The sequence below is a fragment of the Vibrio eleionomae genome (genome assembly GCF_009874545.1).
GTDB lineage: Bacteria > Pseudomonadota > Gammaproteobacteria > Enterobacterales > Vibrionaceae > Vibrio > Vibrio nitrifigilis.
This window is the reverse complement of record NZ_WEKT01000010.1, coordinates 24,516-41,564: the sequence shown is the minus strand read 5'-3', so window position 1 is coordinate 41,564 and position 17,049 is coordinate 24,516. Positions and strand designations below refer to the sequence as shown.

Below are 17,049 nucleotides of genomic sequence, written 5' to 3'. Positions count from 1 at the left end.
TGCTACTGTTGGTACATCATGACTTGAGATTGCCATTGGCGAGACAACTTGCGAGCGGATTTTTCCCAAGCAGCAAAGTCTTTAATTGGATGTACATTTTTATATTCAGCGTCAGGTAGCAATTTTGCTTGCACTGATTCAGGAAGAGTTACGCTAGAGCGGATAGGGCGTGCATAGCCTTTAGCGAGGTTAATTTGGCCTGCATCACTAAAGATATATTCGCGAGCAAGTTTTGCTGCGTTAGGATGTTTAGCGTATTTATTGATAAGAGTCGCATAGCCCGAAATGATCGAGCCCTCTTTGGGAATATGAACACTAAAGCGATTGTGATCAATTTGATCTCGATAGTTAAGCGCATTGAAATCCCACATTATTGCGACTTCAATTTCCCCTTTTTCTAAATTTGAAACAGAAGGTTCAGCAAGCGATAAGCGGCCTTCTTTCGCTAATTTGGCAAAGAATTCTAAGCCGGGTTTCAGATTTTTTTCACTTCCTCCAAAAGCCATGGCTGCTGCCAAAATCGCATTATTGGATTGTGCTGCAGTACCCACATCCCCAACGGCCACTTTATAATGACCTTTTAAAATATCGTTCCAAGATGTTGGCGCCTGTTTGACTAAGTTATTATTGGAAATAAACGCAATCGTTCCGGTATAACCTAATGCCCAATAGCCCTTTTTATCTTTTGCCCAAGTCGGAATATCATCCCAAGTTGTTGGTTTATAAGGTTGAACTACCCCTTTTTTTACAGCAACACTCGCAAAGGCAAAACCTACATCGCCAATATCCGCGGTGGCATTTTTCTTTTCTGCTGCAAACTTCGCAATCTCTTGCGCTGAGCTCATATCAGTATCTTGGTGTTGCAATCCATACTTGGTATTTAAGTCTTGCCAAGTATCTTTCCAGTTAGCCCAAGTATCTGGCATACCAACACTATTTACAGTGCCTTCTGCTTGAGCTTTCTTAACCAAAGGTTGAAGAGTGTCTTGTGCGTAAGCACTTGATGTTAAGCCAATAGCTAACAAACCTGCGGTAAAAAAAGAGTATTTCATAATAGTCGCCTTCCTCTGGACTAGTTCAGATTGTTCCTTTTTTACACTATAGATGGAATGTGACAGGATTAGTGCGTTTTTATTAAGCAAAAATTAACATATTTAGGCTACTTTTTAATCAATGTCCGAGTTTCATATAAATGTTCCAATAAATTCATAATTTAATTATTAATTTCTTATATGATTGATTTATCTTAATGGACTAGGCCAAAAAATATGACGGAATCTGCGGGAACGCCAATTAAAATTAAAGACATTATCCGTGAGCAAATTACCTCCGAGGTAATGATACCGGGACAAAAACTTCCTTCAGAAAGAGAAATGACCGAGCTGTTTTCAACGACTCGTATTACCTTAAAAGATGCACTCATAGGATTGGAAACGGAAGGATTAATCTATCGAGAAGAGAGGAGAGGATGGTACGTTTCGCCCGAACGCCTACGCTACAACCCTTTATCCCGCAGTCACTTTCATAAAATGGTTCGTGAGCAATCTCGAGTCGCAAAAACAAAAGTGATTACAGTGCGCTCAGAGATGGCTAGTGGCGACATTGCTAAAGCGTTAGAAGTCAGTTCATTTACACCGGTACATGTTATTGAAAGAGTTCGTTTAATTGATGGAAGGGCAGTGTTGTTTGTTGAAAACTGCCTGATTGAAGCATTCTTTCCTAACATTCTAACCCAAGATTTGTCTGCATCACTGACAGAGCTTTATCAAATTCATTATGGGTTTGAAACGTTACGGTCTCGGTTTGAGGTAATACCGACGGCAGCTCCTACTCATGCAGCTCGGGCATTGAACTTAGCGGCGGGACAACCGGTATTGAAAATCTGCCGAGTCAATTATAATCAGAACGGACAATTGATCGATTGCGAGTTTGAGTATTGGAGACCTGATTCAGTGATGATCTGTATAGATAGCCAAGGAGAGAAGATAATCCTCCCTCCTCGCTAAAATATTATGCAGAAATCAGTGCTTGCTGTTTCAATTCTGCTAATACCGTCTTAAGAGAAGGTCGAATGTGATGGCCTAGTTCAATAATGTCAGCGGATGGCTCAACGAGATCTGGTATTTGGTAGGTGATCATCTGCGCTGCAACGGCTGCTCTAACACCATTATTGGAATCTTCAAATGCGAGACATTGTTCTGCTGGAATATCTAAACGGCTTGCAGCAAGCAGATAAATTTCCGGATCTGGCTTACCATTTGTGACTTCACAACCTGTTGATGTGGAATCAAAATATTTATCTAAACCGGCTAGGCGTAATTTAATTTCCGCGATTTCCCTGCGCGTAGAGGTCGCGACTGCGGTAGGAATATTATTCTCTTTCAACCAACTGAGTAGTTCGATAACCCCTTCTTTTACCGGTATTGCTTGTTGGGTTACCACGGCATCGTAACGAGAACGCCATGCTTCGTGTAAAACCGGATAATCGAGGTCTGGTCCATAACCTGTCCGTAGTGTTTGTTCAATACCAGCCGCATTACGGCCAATAATATTTAGGTATATGTCTTTTAAAAAAGGCACATCAATGGCTTGGCAGGCTTGTTGGAAAACATTCATACATACTCGCTCTGTATCGAGTAATAGTCCATCCATATCGAAAATCGCAGCTTGAAAAGTCATAGTGTCCTTCAATTTAAAAAATGTGATCTCTATTGTCACACATCTTGGCTTTGATTGGGAATAAAATGAAACACCAAACCCGAAGGTTTGGTGTTGAGGCATAAAGGCAGGTGTGGATTGAATTTAGTGGCCTTATGCTGATTGGGTATCGTACTGGGCTTCGAGCTTATTAGCTTTTTGGAAATGGGGATTTTCACTCAAGGTTGCATAGTAGCGCTGTAAGTTCGGATAATTTTGTAGGGCGCCAAGTTGTTGCAGAACTTCGGGAATAAAAGACATGATGATATCTGCACCGCTAAGTTTATTTCCGACCAAGTACGCTTTGTTGGCTAATTCTTGATTTAAATAGCCCATTACTTTTTCTAACTCTACTTGAGCGTAATGATCAAGAAACTGAGTGTCGTTAGGTTCTAATGCTAAGAAGATTTTTAGTAATGTTGGAACCATGGCTGAGCTTTCAGCAAAATGTAACCATTGTAGATATAGAGCATAATCTTGCGTGCCTTTTTCTGGTACCAAGGTATTTTCGGCAAATCGACCTGCTAGGTATTCTATAATGGCACCTGATTCTGCTAAGACAAAACCATCTTCATCGATAACCGGCGATTTACCCAGAGGATGGATCTCTTTTAATTCTTGAGGTGCTAGTTGGGTTTTACTATCACGCTGATAAGCTTTGATCTGATAATCAACACCAAGTTCTTCGAGTAACCAAATGATGCGCTTAGAGCGTGATTTATTTAAGTGGTGTAATGTAATCATGGTTTAATCCTTAATTTTTGTTGGTTAGCTTATTTTCACTACCAGCTTGCCAAAATTTTTGCCTTCTAATAGGCCGATAAAGGCTTCGGGAGCATTGGCTAATCCGTCCACGATTTGCTCCTTATATTTAACTTTGCCATCGTTAACCCACTGTGTCATTTGTTCAGCAAATTCTGGGTAACGGTGTCCATAATCATCAAAGATGATAAAGCCCTGAACTTTTGCGCGTTTGATGAGTAGTTTTACCATCAATTGGCCCATACGGTCTGGCCCTTCAGGAAGTGATGTAGCGTTGTATTGAGATACTAAGCCACAGAGAGGTATGCGAGCTCCTGTGTTGATTAGTGGTAATACGGCATCAAACACCTTGCCACCAACATTTTCAAAATAAACGTCAATGCCTTTATCGCAAGCTTTCGCGAGCTTTTCTGCAAAATCATCTGCTTTATGATCAATACAATCGTCGAATCCTAGTTGGTCTTTTGCGTATTGGCATTTTTCTGCGCCACCAGCAATCCCAACGACACGACAGCCTTTGATTTTACCTATCTGACCAACAGTCGCGCCTACTGGCCCTGTTGCCGCCGCAACAACAATGGTTTCTCCCGGTTGAGGGGTACCAATATCTAAGAGTCCCATATACGCAGTGAAGCCGGGCATACCAAGCACTCCAAGTGCCCATGAAGGATGAGTCGGATTGGAACCGAGTTTGAGTAAGCCTTCTCCGTTCGAAATAGCGTAACTTTGCCAACCGGTATAACCTAAAACCCATTCTCCAGTTTGATAGTCTGGGTGGCGTGATTCAATAACCTGGCTAACCGTACCGCCTACCATGACATCATTAATGGCTAAGTTAGCTGCGTAGGATTCTGATTCACTCATACGCCCACGCATATATGGGTCGAGTGATAAATAGATGGTTTTTAGTAATACCTCACCGTTTTGCACGGACGGCACGGATATGCTCTCTAAACGAAAATTTTCTTTAGTTGGAGCACCTGTTGGGCGAGATGCTAGAACGATACGTTGGTTGTTTAGAACTGTCATAAAGAACCTTATTAGACCGGTCGTCTAGTTGTTGGTGGCAAAAAATCCGCTTTCAATTAAGCGGATTCAATTAATAATTTTGACCTTTTAATATCTGTTCGGTCACTTCTAATGCTTGATTTAAGCTTGCATCATCCTGACGGATTTTTGCGATTAAGCTGGCTCCAATCCAGAACTCATATAAATATTCAGCGGTTACAGAACAATTGCTGACATGCAGCTCTTTTGCTTCAACCCCTTGCTTTATATAGTCTGATAATTGCGTGATTACTCGATTGGTTCCCTTAAGTAATACTAAGCGCATGCTTTCTGATAGATCACTGACTTCTCCAGCCAGTTTAACCACTAAACATTTGTTGCTTTGAGCACTGACACTATTGTGTTCAACCCAGTAGTGCCAATAGCGCATTAAGTTTTGGTAGTAATTCCCTGGTGCTGAGTTAAACAAACTTGCTACTGATTGTAAGTATTGTTCAAAATAGTCTTGCAGCAAAGCTTCACCAAATTGTTCTTTTGAATCAAAGTAGTGATAAAACGAGCCCTTTGGCACTTCAGCAGTTTTTAGTAATTCAGATAACCCCACGCCAGTAAAGCCTTTTTTGCTGACTAGTTGGTATCCGGTTGAAATAATATGTTGTTTTGTATCTAGGGTTTTACTGTTCATGGGCGCTACTATAACAGCGATTAGACCAGTCGTCTAGTCGCTGTTAGGTTAACATTTTAGTGAATATCCGAATGGTCATTGCTGTTTGTGTGAGTAAAAAGATACTCACCTAAGATTTTTTTCTGCTGGCCCCATTTATCAGTAACACCAACGCCGATCCCGATCACTGCGCCTTGAGCTTTGGGCTGTTGGGTTGTCATCATACGGCTAAAGTTGATCAGCTCAGGGCTATTTTCTTCTGCCAGCAAGGTCAAATGGGGGGCGAAATTTTGGAAGACATTAGGACTACCATAGCGTTCGAACGCGGCTTTTTTATTGGGATAATTCGCGACCCAATTAGGGATCGGGCTATTTTTGTTTCTCAGTGGTTCTATTGCTAAGGTGACTTCGTCCGCTAATCGTTGTAGTTCAGTAGAATTATCAACGTTGATAAATGCCCACTTGCCTTTGGTTACTGTAAAGCCTTTTGCTGAAATAGGCAGAGCATGATATTTTTCCGCAAGTTGACTGACGATTTTTTGAATGTTTTTTTCTTTAGCTTGATCGAATGTCGATAGATATAAAGTGATATGTACCGGTTTTCCTTGGCGATAAAAACTGGTCATGCCGTAATCATTGAGTTGATCGCTGGTTTTCTTAACTAAATCAACAATGGGCTGTGAAGGAATAGCAAAGACATCGACGCTTTCAGTGCTGACACTCGGTGTCTGTGTGTCAGCGTAGGAAGGTACAGAACTGAAAGTAAATGCGAGTGTGCCAATGATACTTACAATACGTGTAGTTCGTTTGAAATATGTCATGGAGTATCTCAATAGTTGTTCCAAAGTTACTGATATCAAAGCAATCGTAACTTTGGAAAGGAATATTTGTTTAGTAAAACAGTTCGATTAATGTACGCTTTTGTGTACTCATTGGCGATAGCTATCTTATTTCTCCTGAGTACTTAAAAATCAGGCTTAGCGTTGAATACCATGAGTTGCAGAGTATAAGGATGCGTAAATATTAACTCTTCGGCATGTAAATGCAGCCGTTGATCTTTGGTGCCGTATAAATCATCCCCTTTAATCGGCATATTAAGACCTTGTTGGTGGGCACAGTGCACGCGGAGTTGATGTGTTCTTCCTGTATGTGGAGAAAGACTCACGCGACTACAACCGTCTTCGTCATCGCCTAACCATTGCCATGTAGTATGAGAGGCTTTTCCATGTTCAAAACACACCATTTGACGTGGTCTATCTTCCAAATCAGCTCGAAGAGGGAGTGTTATCTCTCCCGATTTTTCTGATAATTTGCCTTCTAAGACGGCCACATACTTTTTCTGCACTTGGCGAGTAATGAACTGTTTTTGCAAATGCTTATTAGCTCTTCGCGTTAAGGCAAACACCAATAGTCCGGATGTAGACATATCCAAACGATGTAATACAAAAACACCTTCACAATCGCCAAATTGTTTTTGTAGCCTTGTTAAAGCGGAGTCTTTCACATGCACGCCAGGTACAGAAAGTAACTCTGCTGGCTTATTAATAACCACAATAGCATCGTCTTGGTAAACGATATCGATCTGTGTGTGTTCACCTGGGTTCTGTAATAATGGGTTGTCGTCGACTTCCATGCCTTGCAGCATATGGCCAAGGATAGGAAAACATTTACTCTGACAAGCCGGGTAATATTTTTGATGCTTGCGAATCTCTGATTTTGGAGAACGACCCCACCAAAATTCAGCCATGCATATAGGTTCTAATTGATGCTGAAACGCATATTGCAACATTTTTGGCGCAGCACACTCCCCCGAACCTGCTGGTGGCACTGGGTTCGGTAGCGGCGCAAAAATATCTAGTAGAGGTTTCGCCTCTCCGTTTTTATTCAGCATTTGATATTGAGAAAAAAGATGTTGCTGTAAAGCGGCAGACCGTTGACGACGCTCTTTTTTGAGCTGTTCGATTTTCTTCTTCACTGCATCAAGTTGACTCTGATAATAATCAGATTTTGCCTGCCATTTTTCTTTTAAAGCAAGCTGCTGTTTTTTCTCGGATACACTCTGTTTGCCCAAAACATCAAGCTGTTGTTGCAATTCGTCATCACTCAACGTGTTCTCAAATATCTTTCTTTTTTCCTTACGGATTTTACGTTGTTCGATAATGTGTAAACGTAATGCTTCTAACTCGTCCTGTGCATAGTGATGCGTTTCAGCGAGTTTTGCTTGTAATTGGTTTAATTCTTCCGAATTACTCAGGGTTCGGACTTGCGCGTTAATGTCGGCAATCGCATCCGCTTCTGGCTTGAACACTTCGCTGTTCTTGATACGGTCGAATAGTGGTGGCACAAATCCGGGTTGATTAAGTTCCCCTGCAAGTAGGCCAGAAAAACCAGCTAAATAGCCAAGTTCACCATCGGCATTTTTTACCACTAAAACCCCAAACATTTTTCCATGTCCTTTTGGCTCTGATTCATTGAGACCAAAGGGATGGTTCCATATTTGTTGCTTCTCTATATAAAGTTGCAACTCTTTTGCTGCGATGACGCATAAAGGATGAGGGTCATAACAAAAGGGATAGGTAAATTTTAATGGCAGCTCTATGTGAGAGATGTTCGATGTAAATGGCGTAAAGCAGTTTGGGCTCATAAAAATAGCCGTATCAATTAAGGTCAGAGGATTGTACCTAGTGACAAAAAATATTCCATTGCCATTTTACTTTGATTATCAAACAAACTACCATGACTATAGTTTGATAATCAAAGTGTGTGAGTTATGAGTAATCAAAATTGTATAAAAGCAGCCACGTTTTCTTATCTGAATGAGTCAGGGGAGAAAAGTACTATGTGGGTACTGCTGTTAACATTGACCATGATGATAATAGAGATCTCGACCGGAACCATTTTTGGTTCTATGGCGTTATTGGCGGATGGTTGGCATATGGGAACCCATGCAGCAGCGTTTTGCATTACGTTGTTTGCTCTTCGTTATTCCCGGACTCATCGAGACTCCCGAACTTATTCTTTTGGCACAGGAAAGGTGAGCGTTCTTGGTGGTTTTACGAGCGCTGTAGGGCTGGAAATTGTCGCCATTATTATGGTTATCGAATCGATAGCGAGGATAGTTTCACCGGAATCTATCGAATTCAATGAAGCCATTGGGGTTGCGATTATTGGCTTGACAGTCAATGTGGTCAATCATGACCATCATGACCATCATGACCATCATGACCATCATGACCATCATGACCATCATGACCATCATGACCATCATGACCATCATGACCATCATGACCACAACCTGAAAGCAGCGTATATGCATGTATTAGCCGATGCTTTAACGTCGGTGTTAGCGATTATTGCTCTCATTGTTGGGAAATACTGGGGATGGATTTGGTTAGATCCAGTCATGGGGATTGTAGGTGCATTAGTCATCACTAAATGGGCGTGGGGATTAATGAGGCAGACAGCGCCGATTTTGCTGGATGCCCAAGTAAATTTATCTTATGAGAAGAAAATTCTCGAAAAATTAGAAAGTTTGGGTGTAGCGGTAAAAGATTTACATATGTGGCGTGTCAGTGCGGATCATTATGCCGCTATGTTGACATTAGAAACTAAAGGTAATGAAAATTCTGCGTTTTTTAGACACCACCTCAGAGAGTTTGATAGAATATCGCACCTCACTATAGAGGTCTCTCATCCATCAGGTAATTAGATATGCAGCATTTAGCCAAACTGAACAACTTGATCACTGAGTTTTACGACAAAATGTCTTCTTGGGAGCTTTCTGTGGTTAAAGAAACTAACTTTTCTTTAGCTCAAGTTCACACACTGGAAGTTCTGGGTAGCCATGGTGCAATGCGCATGAAAGAGTTAGCTAATCATTTGGGTATTACGACAGGGACCTTGACCGTACAAGTAGATAAGCTAGTAAAAGCAGGGCTAATCGAAAGGCAGTCGTTAGAAGGAGATAGGCGTTCTATTTTGGTGAATTTAACCGAAGAGGGCACTCAAGTGTTCAAGATTCACAATGATCTTCATTTGCAGTTGACAGAAGATCTTACTCGTCACCTTTCAGAACAAGAACAACAAATCCTTGCCGGTATGTTGAAAAAAATGAATCAAGAATTCTAAGATATGGTTTATAAGCTAGGTCCCTTACCATATCGTTTCAGAGAGCATGCATTCGCTATCAGTCAAGGCAATGATTTGAAGATAGAGTTATTCTGCTTTCAGAACTAGTCACACAGCCTTAGAGTCAATAAAACTTGCTCTTGGGGCACGCATCAGCAAGCCTATTTCTATTTCTTCATTCAATCTCGTTGAAAGGGAACAACCATACCTTTAAAGATGTTACGCTTGGCCTGTGCTCTTTGATGAGGCTCTGAATTCTGCATCTTGAGGCCATTTGAGGTATAGCGTAGTTACTAAAACAAGTATCCGTTTAAAGTATAAAATCCCAGCAACCTCCGTCTCTATGTATTTAGAAAGCTAATTATTCATTTTCAAGCATTTGTATTTTTTATTTCTTCTGTTGTTAAGAGCCGATATGTTAAAAAATTGACTTTAATAGATCAGAGACTTTTAAAAATTTGTTTTTGTGATGTTTATCCAAAAAAATATATTTTAAAGGTGATTGTTAAATGTTTTATGCAAAGTTTATGTAAATTATTGGTCGTTAATGGGTTATGGCTTTTTAGGTATATAGAATGATGTTTTATTAAATTCCTGATTTTATTGTGTCTTAATGATTAATTATTTTTTTGTTTTAATTTTGTCAGAAAATGGTAAGTATTTTAAATTTGGAATATCTATCGCAAAGTTGAATTGTTGCTTTAATGAGGTGATTATTTTTACTTAAATTTACGTCATTATAGGGCCACTAAGCAGAGGTACTAATAAGCAATTGGCTTATTCGTATTGAAATCGATAGCTTGTCGGTCTGCTTAACTGAATTCTAAATAACAACGTCACCAGAATGTTTGGGATGAGCGATAATCTACCATGGCTAGGGTTATTATCACGAAGGCAATAAGTATCAGATATTCAAAAAAAGAGCTTAGAAGCCCAATCCAAACATAAAAAAGGCTTATGGAGAGTTGATATGGACAGCAACGTTTTAGTTTGTTGCAAACAAACTAACATAGTGCGTCACTTGATGATATCTATCATGTATTGGTCACGAACCCTTGACGATAAACTTACGGTGGCTTTTGAGGCTGCAACATTAACAAAAATAAATGTCTTTAGAGGTCGTGTCTGTGGCAACTTTCACTAATAGTATTATCGCGTCTTTGATTCTTTTAGGGTGTACGAGTCATGCTTATGCCGAAGATACATCCAGCGATAAGTCTTATGATATTAGTAGCTTGAATGCTAATGAAGCTTATCAAGAAGGCAAACTTCTTCGGGCTCAGCTAAAAAATACCAAAGCTCGACCTTATCTAAAGTATTCTGCAGATAAGGGAGATGCAAAAGCTGCATACCTCTATGCAATGGAATTGTCGAACTACAATACAACAATTCGTACCCCCCCTAAGGCGCAAGAATATTTACTAAAAGCGGCTCAAGGTGGTAATCGGCAAGCTATGCGCCATTTGTATCTCGATGGTAACTGGTTGAGATTACGTGAACGTAACTACTGGAAGAAACACTATTACAATAGCTTGATTACTTTAGGTCAGACAGAACCAGGTCAAGCTATGTTCGAGTTGGCTAATTTTTATCGTAAATCGGATCAGGAATTATCGAACTACTATCTCAATAAATCGCTTGATTTTGATATTCCAAAGGCATTAATGGAAAAAGCAAAATCGATAGAGTCTGGGGAAGGCACTTATATTTTCCCTGGTAGTCGAGAAAAAACAATAGATAAGATGTATAAGGCTGCAGCAGATACAGGGTATATGCCAGCTGTACGTAATTACATTCAACGCCTTGAAGATTTGGGTAATTATCAAGAGGCTTTTAAATGGCGCCAGAAAGCGGTGAAGGAAGGTGATTTAACTTCACTTGCAGCTGTTGCAATCATCTTGAGTGGATTTAGTACTGATTATCAGTTTGTAGACCAAGACTTAGCCACGGCCAAAGCCTACTACGATATATACTTAGAAACGGCAGGGACAGATCGACTGGGTGTTTTGTATGACAATATAGAACAACATTATTCAGATATTATGAAAACAATTTCACCAGAAGATTTATCGAAATCGAAAAAGATTGAAGCGAATTTACGTAAAGAGAAACCTTTTTATAACCATGATGTTTATTGGGATATTTGATCTAACCCGTTGGTGGTAAAGCTAATCCATAAGTCTGACAAGACATTATTAATAGGATGGTTTTTTTTGGAAACTAGATCATATTTTAATACATTAATGTGATGGTATTTTGTTCTTAGTGAATAGAATAGGGTTGTTCTGAATTAAATGAACGTTGAATAACAAAATAGTAGCTTGTATATTATTGAACGTTCGAATAGAAGATAAATAATATAAGTGCCATTGTCTTACTCAAATAAAAGATACTAACTATTTGGTTGCACTCAATTAAACGGCTTAAAGCAACTAAATATTAAGACAGTGATACGCAAAGAATTTGATATATAAATAACGTCAGAATGTATAGGGTTATTTTTGTGACTTTATACATTCGTATTCATTAACAGCGATTGGTATAGGTAGTGGAGACATAGTATGTCTAAAGAAGGAAGTGTAGCTCCTAAAGAGCGGATTAATATCAAATATGTTCCGGCAACGGGAGATGCACAGGCTGAAATTGAATTGCCATTAAAAACTCTAGTAGTTGGTGATTTTAAAGGCCATTCAGAGGAAACTCCAGTTGAAGAGCGTGCGACAGTTTCAGTTGATAAAAACAACTTTGAATCTGTTATGCGTGAAAGCAACCTTAAACTTAGCACCTCAGTGAAAAGCAAATTGTCTGATGACGAAAATGCTGAACTGCCCGTCGAGTTAAGTTTTAATACCCTGCAAGATTTTGCTCCAGATTCTGTAGCAGCTCAGGTTCCTGAATTGAAAAAGTTAATCGAATTACGTGAAGCACTTGTTGCGTTGAAAGGTCCTCTAGGAAATATCCCAGCGTTCCGCGATCGTCTACAAGAGCTCCTTAATTCGGAAGAATCACGTGAAAAACTACTTTCTGAACTGAACATCGTTAGTTCGGAAGAGTAATTCGCTTAAAACTTGACTCATAACTTTTGTCACATAATTCACGGTTAGGAACAAAAAGATGTCTACTACAGAATCAGCATTAGAAAGTGCTCAGCTCGCCGAAGGTGGCTTGCTAGACGAAATCATGTCTCAAACTCGTATTGCACCGAGTGAAGAAGGATATGATGTTGCGAAAAAGGGTGTTGCAGCCTTCATTGAAAACTTAATTGGTTCAAATCAAACGGATGAACCTGTAAACAAGTCACTTGTAGATCAAATGCTTGTTGAACTTGATAAAAAAATCAGTTCTCAAATGGACGAGATTTTACATAATGAATCTTTCCAACAGCTTGAATCATCATGGCGTGGCTTGAAGCTATTTGTTGACCGCACAGATTTTCGCGAAAACAACAAAGTCGATATTTTACATGTAACGAAAGCAGAACTGCTTGAAGACTTTGAATTTGCTCCAGAAACATCTCAGTCTGGTCTATACAAACATGTTTATTCTTCAGGTTACGGTCAATTCGGTGGTGAACCAACAGGCGCGATTATCGGTAACTACGCCTTTACGCCATCTACACCAGACATGAAGCTTCTCCAATATATGGGTGCTTTGGGCGCGATGGCGCATGCTCCATTTATTTCAAGTGTTGGTCCTGAGTTCTTTGGCATCGACTCTTTTGAAGAATTACCAAATATCAAAGATGTAAAATCTATCTTTGAAAGTCCAAAATACACTAAATGGCGTTCACTACGTGAGTCTGAAGATGCACGCTATCTTGGCCTTACTGCGCCACGTTTCTTGTTGCGTGTTCCTTATGACCCAACAGAAAATCCAATCAAAACCTTTAATTACCAAGAGAATGTGACTGAATCTCACGAGCATTATCTATGGGGTAATACAGCGTTCGCTTTTGCAACTCGTCTAACCGATAGCTTTGCAAAATACCGCTGGTGTCCAAACATTATCGGTCCACAAAGTGGTGGTGCTGTTGAAGATCTTCCTGTGCACGTTTTTGAGTCAATGGGTGCACTTCAAACGAAAATCCCAACGGAAGTACTTATTACAGACCGTAAAGAATTTGAATTAGCAGAAGAAGGCTTTATTGCTCTTACTATGCGTAAGGGGAGTGATAACGCAGCATTCTTCTCTGCAAACTCAATTCAGAAACCAAAAATCTTCCCTAATACCAAAGAAGGTAAAGAAGCGGAAACTAACTACAAGTTAGGTACTCAACTTCCTTACATGATGATTATCAACCGTCTTGCTCACTACATTAAAGTTCTACAACGTGAACAAATTGGTTCTTGGAAAGAACGCCAAGATCTAGAACGTGAATTGAACGGCTGGATCAAACAGTATGTTGCTGACCAAGAAAACCCACCAGCAGACGTTCGTAGCCGTCGTCCTCTTCGCGCTGCGAAGATTGAGGTTGCAGATGTTGAAGGTAACCCAGGTTGGTATCAAGTGTCGTTAGCAGTTCGTCCTCACTTCAAATACATGGGTGCGAACTTTGAATTATCACTGGTAGGTCGCTTGGATCAATAATCATGACATACATTGCACCTGAAGAGAGTGCATTTGGAGTTGGCTTCTTTGAACGTTTAGAAGCCGGCTCTAAGCCTATGTCACTGACCCAAGGGCCAGAACCTGGTGATGTACTCGAATCTGTAAAACGTAATGTTGCGAATATTTTGAATACACGAGTTGGAGGCGCTGAAAGTGCCCCCAATTTGGGATTGCTTGATTTTAATGACGCAACACTAGAGACAATGGACTTGTCGTTAAGGATTCGTCTTGCTATCCAAAACTGTTTGCAAACTTATGAACCGCGTTTAATTAACGTGCAAGTAAGAGCAGACAACGGTGGTCAAGATCCATTAACGCTAAGATTCCATATTGTCGCAACGCTCAACAGTGAAGCACTGCACGACAAAATACAGTTCAATTTGCTGTTGGATCAAAATAGAAAATATCGAGTGTATTAAGCTATATGACTCAAGATAAGTACTTCAGAGAAGAACTCGCCTTTTTAAAAGAGCAAGGGAAAGAATTTACTGAAATTCACCCCCAGCTAGCGCGGTTTCTCCATGGGCGTAATACGGATCCTGATGTGGAACGTTTGTTGGAAGGCTTTGCTTTTCTGACTGCACGCTTGCGAGAAAAAGTGGAAGATGAGTTTCCTGAACTTACTCACTCGATCATCAATATGCTATGGCCTAACTATCTACGCCCAGTGCCTAGCATGACAATTATGTCCTTTTCTCCAGACAAAAGTGTGAGTGAAAAGCAGACAGTCGCGCGAGGAACTCAGCTAGATAGTAAGCCGGTTTTCGGTACTAAATGCCATTTTAGAACTTGCCGAGATGTCGACTTATATCCTTTAAATTGCTTTGGTGTACATGCTGAACACACGAGAGAAGCGACCACAATTAGTTTAGATATGTGTCTAAACGGCGATATTAGTGCTGGGGATGCTAAGTTAGGCAAATTACGTTTTTATCTAGGCGGTGATCAGTACAGCTCTCAGATGCTATATCTTTGGTTAAATCATTATTTGGCCAAGATCAGTGTTGAGGTAAATGGTGTAGAGTTTTCACTACCTAAAAATGCATTTTCAACTGTTGGCTTTGAAAGCGAGCAGTCTTTATTGCCATACCCTAGTAATGTTTATGAAGGATATCGTATTCTTCAAGAATACCTGTCTTTCCCAGAAGCGTTTCACTTTATTGATATTGCCGGCTTAAGCCACGCATTGCCAAAGAATGTGCATGGTGAGTTTAAGTTGAAGATTAGTTTTTCTAAAACATTGCCGAGTGATGTTCGTGTTCGTAATGAAAATTTCCAATTGTATTGCACACCAGCAATTAATCTATTCGAGCACGATGCCGATCCTATTGATCTCAACGGTAAGAGAACCGAATACCGTGTAATACCTTCAAGTCGCTATCCATCTCACTATGAAATTTTTAGTATCGATAGTGTGACTGGGTGGCAGGACTCAACCCAATCAGGGCGTCGAGTTCGTGGTGAAAAACGTGTTTATTCTGCTTTTGAAAGTTTTCAACATGAAGTTGAACGTGCTCGTAATCGCAAGGCGTTGTATTACCGTAGCCGAACTCGTGACAGCATTCGTGGTGACGGATTTGATACTTTCCTATCCTTTGTTCGTAGCGATGAAACTGCTTCAATTGGTATCGATGAAGCTGTTTCCGTAAAGATTACCTGTACTAATCGCCTATTACCTTTAGAACTAGGTATTGGCGATATTTGTGAAGCTACAGATACTTCTCCGCCTTTTGCTGCTTTTAGAAATATCACCATCCCAACGCAATGTTTACGTCCAGTTTTAGATGGAAGTTTGCTTTGGACATTGATCTCAAACTTATCTCTCAACTATCTGTCACTACTATCAAAAGATGCTTTGAGCAGCGTTTTAAGAGCTTATGATTTCCGCGCATTAGTCGATAGACAAGCTGAGCGCATTGGTCGTCAACGTTTAGAAGGCATCGACAAAATTGAATCAAAACCCGTGGATAAAATTCTACGAGGTTTACCTGTTAGAGGTTTGCAGTCAATTATTTATGTTGATCAAACTAAATTTGGTTCGGAAGGTGATTTGTACTTATTTGGCACAGTACTGAGTCACTTTTTTGCACTTTACGCCAGCATTAACTCATTCCATGAGTTGGTGGTGGTTAATATCACCAATCGAGAGAAGTACACATGGGGAACTCAGAGCGGAATGCAGCCGTTGATCTAATGATTGACGATGAGCATACGCAAGTGCCCCATGGGCATTTGCCCGAAAAAGTACATTCATACAACTTCTATCAGTTGGTCGAACTGCTGCAGAGGTTGAATGATCTCAATCCTGAATCTGAAGAATGGGAGCGTGAATGTCGCTTGGTGTTTAGTGCCAACACAAGTTTGGGTTTTTCACCATCAGACGTAGCTTCATTAACCGAGCGCGATGATGACCGTTTGGTAATGCTGACTAACTTTTTTGGTTTGTCAGGTGCTCAATCACCATTACCTGGTTTCATTACTGAGCAATTAGCATGCGAAGAGCCTGGTGGTTATCGGCAACCATTTTTTGATTTTTTTAATAATCGCCTCATCAATCTGGTTTACCGAGTATGGCGAAAGTATCGCTATTACGTGCGGTATCAACCAGATGCAGAAGACGATTTTTCAGCACAACTGTTCGCGTTAGTAGGTTTAGGCGATTCCCGTTTACGCGGTGAAGCGCCGATCAACTGGTGCAAAATGTTGGCATATGCTGGCACGTTAGCGGGTCGCAGCCGTTCACCGCAAGTAGTGGCAGGGATTATTGCTCACTGTTTCGATTTACCTAAAGTCGAAATTCAGCAGTGGGTACGCAGAAAAGTCAACATTGAACGCGAACAACAAATGGCGCTAGGGATGCAAAACGCACAACTCGGCGTTGATTCGATTATTGGTGAAACCGTTATGGACTGTAACGGTAAGTTCACCATCCAGATTAGTGAACTGACTCGAGAACGGTTTGCTGATTTTCTTCCTTCAGGCAAAGAGTACCAACCTCTATGCAAGTTGGTGGAAGTGATTCTGCGTGAGCAGATGGCTTATGACCTTGAGTTAAGTATGGCGGAAGATGAAGCGCCTGCAATGCAATTGAACTCTAAAAGAGGTGTTGCATTGGGATGGACTACTTTCCTCGGCGAAGAAGCTCAAGATCAACACGTATTAATACAAGTGAGGCAATAAAA

The 17,049-nt window shown here is 40.5% G+C and carries 16 protein-coding genes; 9 read left to right on the top strand and 7 right to left on the bottom strand.

What is annotated here, in order from left to right:
* Positions 1-2 precede the first annotated feature (2 nt).
* Positions 3-1,052, bottom strand: coding sequence for an ABC transporter substrate-binding protein (locus F9817_RS07895; RefSeq protein WP_161154421.1), 1,050 nt, complete (start codon positions 1,050-1,052; stop codon positions 3-5).
* Between the two features lie 216 nt (positions 1,053-1,268).
* On the opposite strand from F9817_RS07895, the gene F9817_RS07890 reads away from it, so the two are divergent.
* Positions 1,269-2,006, top strand: a complete 738-nt coding sequence (locus F9817_RS07890; RefSeq protein ID WP_161154420.1) for a UTRA domain-containing protein — start codon at positions 1,269-1,271, stop codon at positions 2,004-2,006.
* A gap of 4 nt (positions 2,007-2,010) precedes the next feature.
* On the opposite strand, the gene F9817_RS07885 is transcribed toward F9817_RS07890, so the two are convergent.
* The 6 genes from F9817_RS07885 to F9817_RS07860 form a co-directional block, all read right to left on the bottom strand.
* A complete protein-coding gene (locus F9817_RS07885) occupies positions 2,011-2,679 on the bottom strand; it encodes an HAD family hydrolase (protein ID WP_161154419.1) in 669 nt (222 codons plus the stop codon).
* A 132-nt stretch (positions 2,680-2,811) separates the two neighbouring features.
* Positions 2,812-3,441: a glutathione S-transferase family protein gene (locus F9817_RS07880; RefSeq protein ID WP_161154418.1), complete on the bottom strand. Its 630-nt coding sequence runs from the start codon at positions 3,439-3,441 to the stop codon at positions 2,812-2,814.
* A 24-nt stretch (positions 3,442-3,465) separates the two neighbouring features.
* Positions 3,466-4,488 carry an NADP-dependent oxidoreductase gene (locus F9817_RS07875; RefSeq protein ID WP_161154417.1) on the bottom strand — a complete coding sequence of 341 codons (1,023 nt, stop codon included), beginning with the start codon at positions 4,486-4,488 and terminating at the stop codon, positions 3,466-3,468.
* Between the two features lie 70 nt (positions 4,489-4,558).
* Positions 4,559-5,152, bottom strand: coding sequence for a TetR/AcrR family transcriptional regulator (locus F9817_RS07870; protein ID WP_161154416.1), 594 nt, complete (start codon positions 5,150-5,152; stop codon positions 4,559-4,561).
* A gap of 56 nt (positions 5,153-5,208) precedes the next feature.
* Positions 5,209-5,952, bottom strand: coding sequence for a 2'-5' RNA ligase family protein (locus tag F9817_RS07865; RefSeq protein ID WP_161154415.1), 744 nt, complete (start codon positions 5,950-5,952; stop codon positions 5,209-5,211).
* 143 nt (positions 5,953-6,095) lie between these two features.
* Positions 6,096-7,775, bottom strand: a complete 1,680-nt coding sequence (locus tag F9817_RS07860; protein WP_161154414.1) for an RluA family pseudouridine synthase — start codon at positions 7,773-7,775, stop codon at positions 6,096-6,098.
* Between the two features lie 126 nt (positions 7,776-7,901).
* Between F9817_RS07860 and dmeF the strand changes: the two genes are divergently transcribed.
* The 8 genes from dmeF (at position 7,902) to tssG (ending at position 17,047) form a co-directional block, all read left to right on the top strand.
* Positions 7,902-8,840 (top strand): CDF family Co(II)/Ni(II) efflux transporter DmeF, encoded by a 939-nt coding sequence (gene dmeF / locus F9817_RS07855; RefSeq protein WP_161154413.1) that lies wholly within the window; start codon positions 7,902-7,904, stop codon positions 8,838-8,840.
* Between the two features lie 2 nt (positions 8,841-8,842).
* Positions 8,843-9,259, top strand: a complete 417-nt coding sequence (locus F9817_RS07850) for a MarR family winged helix-turn-helix transcriptional regulator (RefSeq protein WP_161154412.1) — start codon at positions 8,843-8,845, stop codon at positions 9,257-9,259.
* Between the two features lie 1,127 nt (positions 9,260-10,386).
* Positions 10,387-11,406 carry an SEL1-like repeat protein gene (locus tag F9817_RS07845; RefSeq protein WP_161154411.1) on the top strand — a complete coding sequence of 340 codons (1,020 nt, stop codon included), beginning with the start codon at positions 10,387-10,389 and terminating at the stop codon, positions 11,404-11,406.
* A 414-nt stretch (positions 11,407-11,820) separates the two neighbouring features.
* Complete coding sequence (gene tssB / locus F9817_RS07840) at positions 11,821-12,315, top strand: type VI secretion system contractile sheath small subunit (RefSeq protein ID WP_161154410.1); 495 nt, start codon at positions 11,821-11,823, stop codon at positions 12,313-12,315.
* 58 nt (positions 12,316-12,373) lie between these two features.
* On the top strand, positions 12,374-13,846 hold the full coding sequence (tssC, locus tag F9817_RS07835) for a type VI secretion system contractile sheath large subunit (RefSeq protein ID WP_161154409.1): 1,473 nt from the start codon (positions 12,374-12,376) through the stop codon (positions 13,844-13,846).
* 2 nt (positions 13,847-13,848) lie between these two features.
* The gene (gene tssE / locus F9817_RS07830; RefSeq protein WP_161154408.1) at positions 13,849-14,286 is read left to right on the top strand and encodes a type VI secretion system baseplate subunit TssE; all 438 of its coding nucleotides are present in this window, start codon (positions 13,849-13,851) and stop codon (positions 14,284-14,286) included.
* Between the two features lie 5 nt (positions 14,287-14,291).
* Entirely contained in the window at positions 14,292-16,061 is a 1,770-nt protein-coding gene (gene tssF / locus F9817_RS07825) for a type VI secretion system baseplate subunit TssF (protein WP_161154407.1), read from the top strand.
* Positions 16,025-17,047: a type VI secretion system baseplate subunit TssG gene (tssG, locus tag F9817_RS07820; protein ID WP_161154406.1), complete on the top strand. Its 1,023-nt coding sequence runs from the start codon at positions 16,025-16,027 to the stop codon at positions 17,045-17,047. The genes tssF and tssG overlap by 37 nt, the downstream gene beginning before the upstream one ends.
* Positions 17,048-17,049 lie beyond the last annotated feature (2 nt).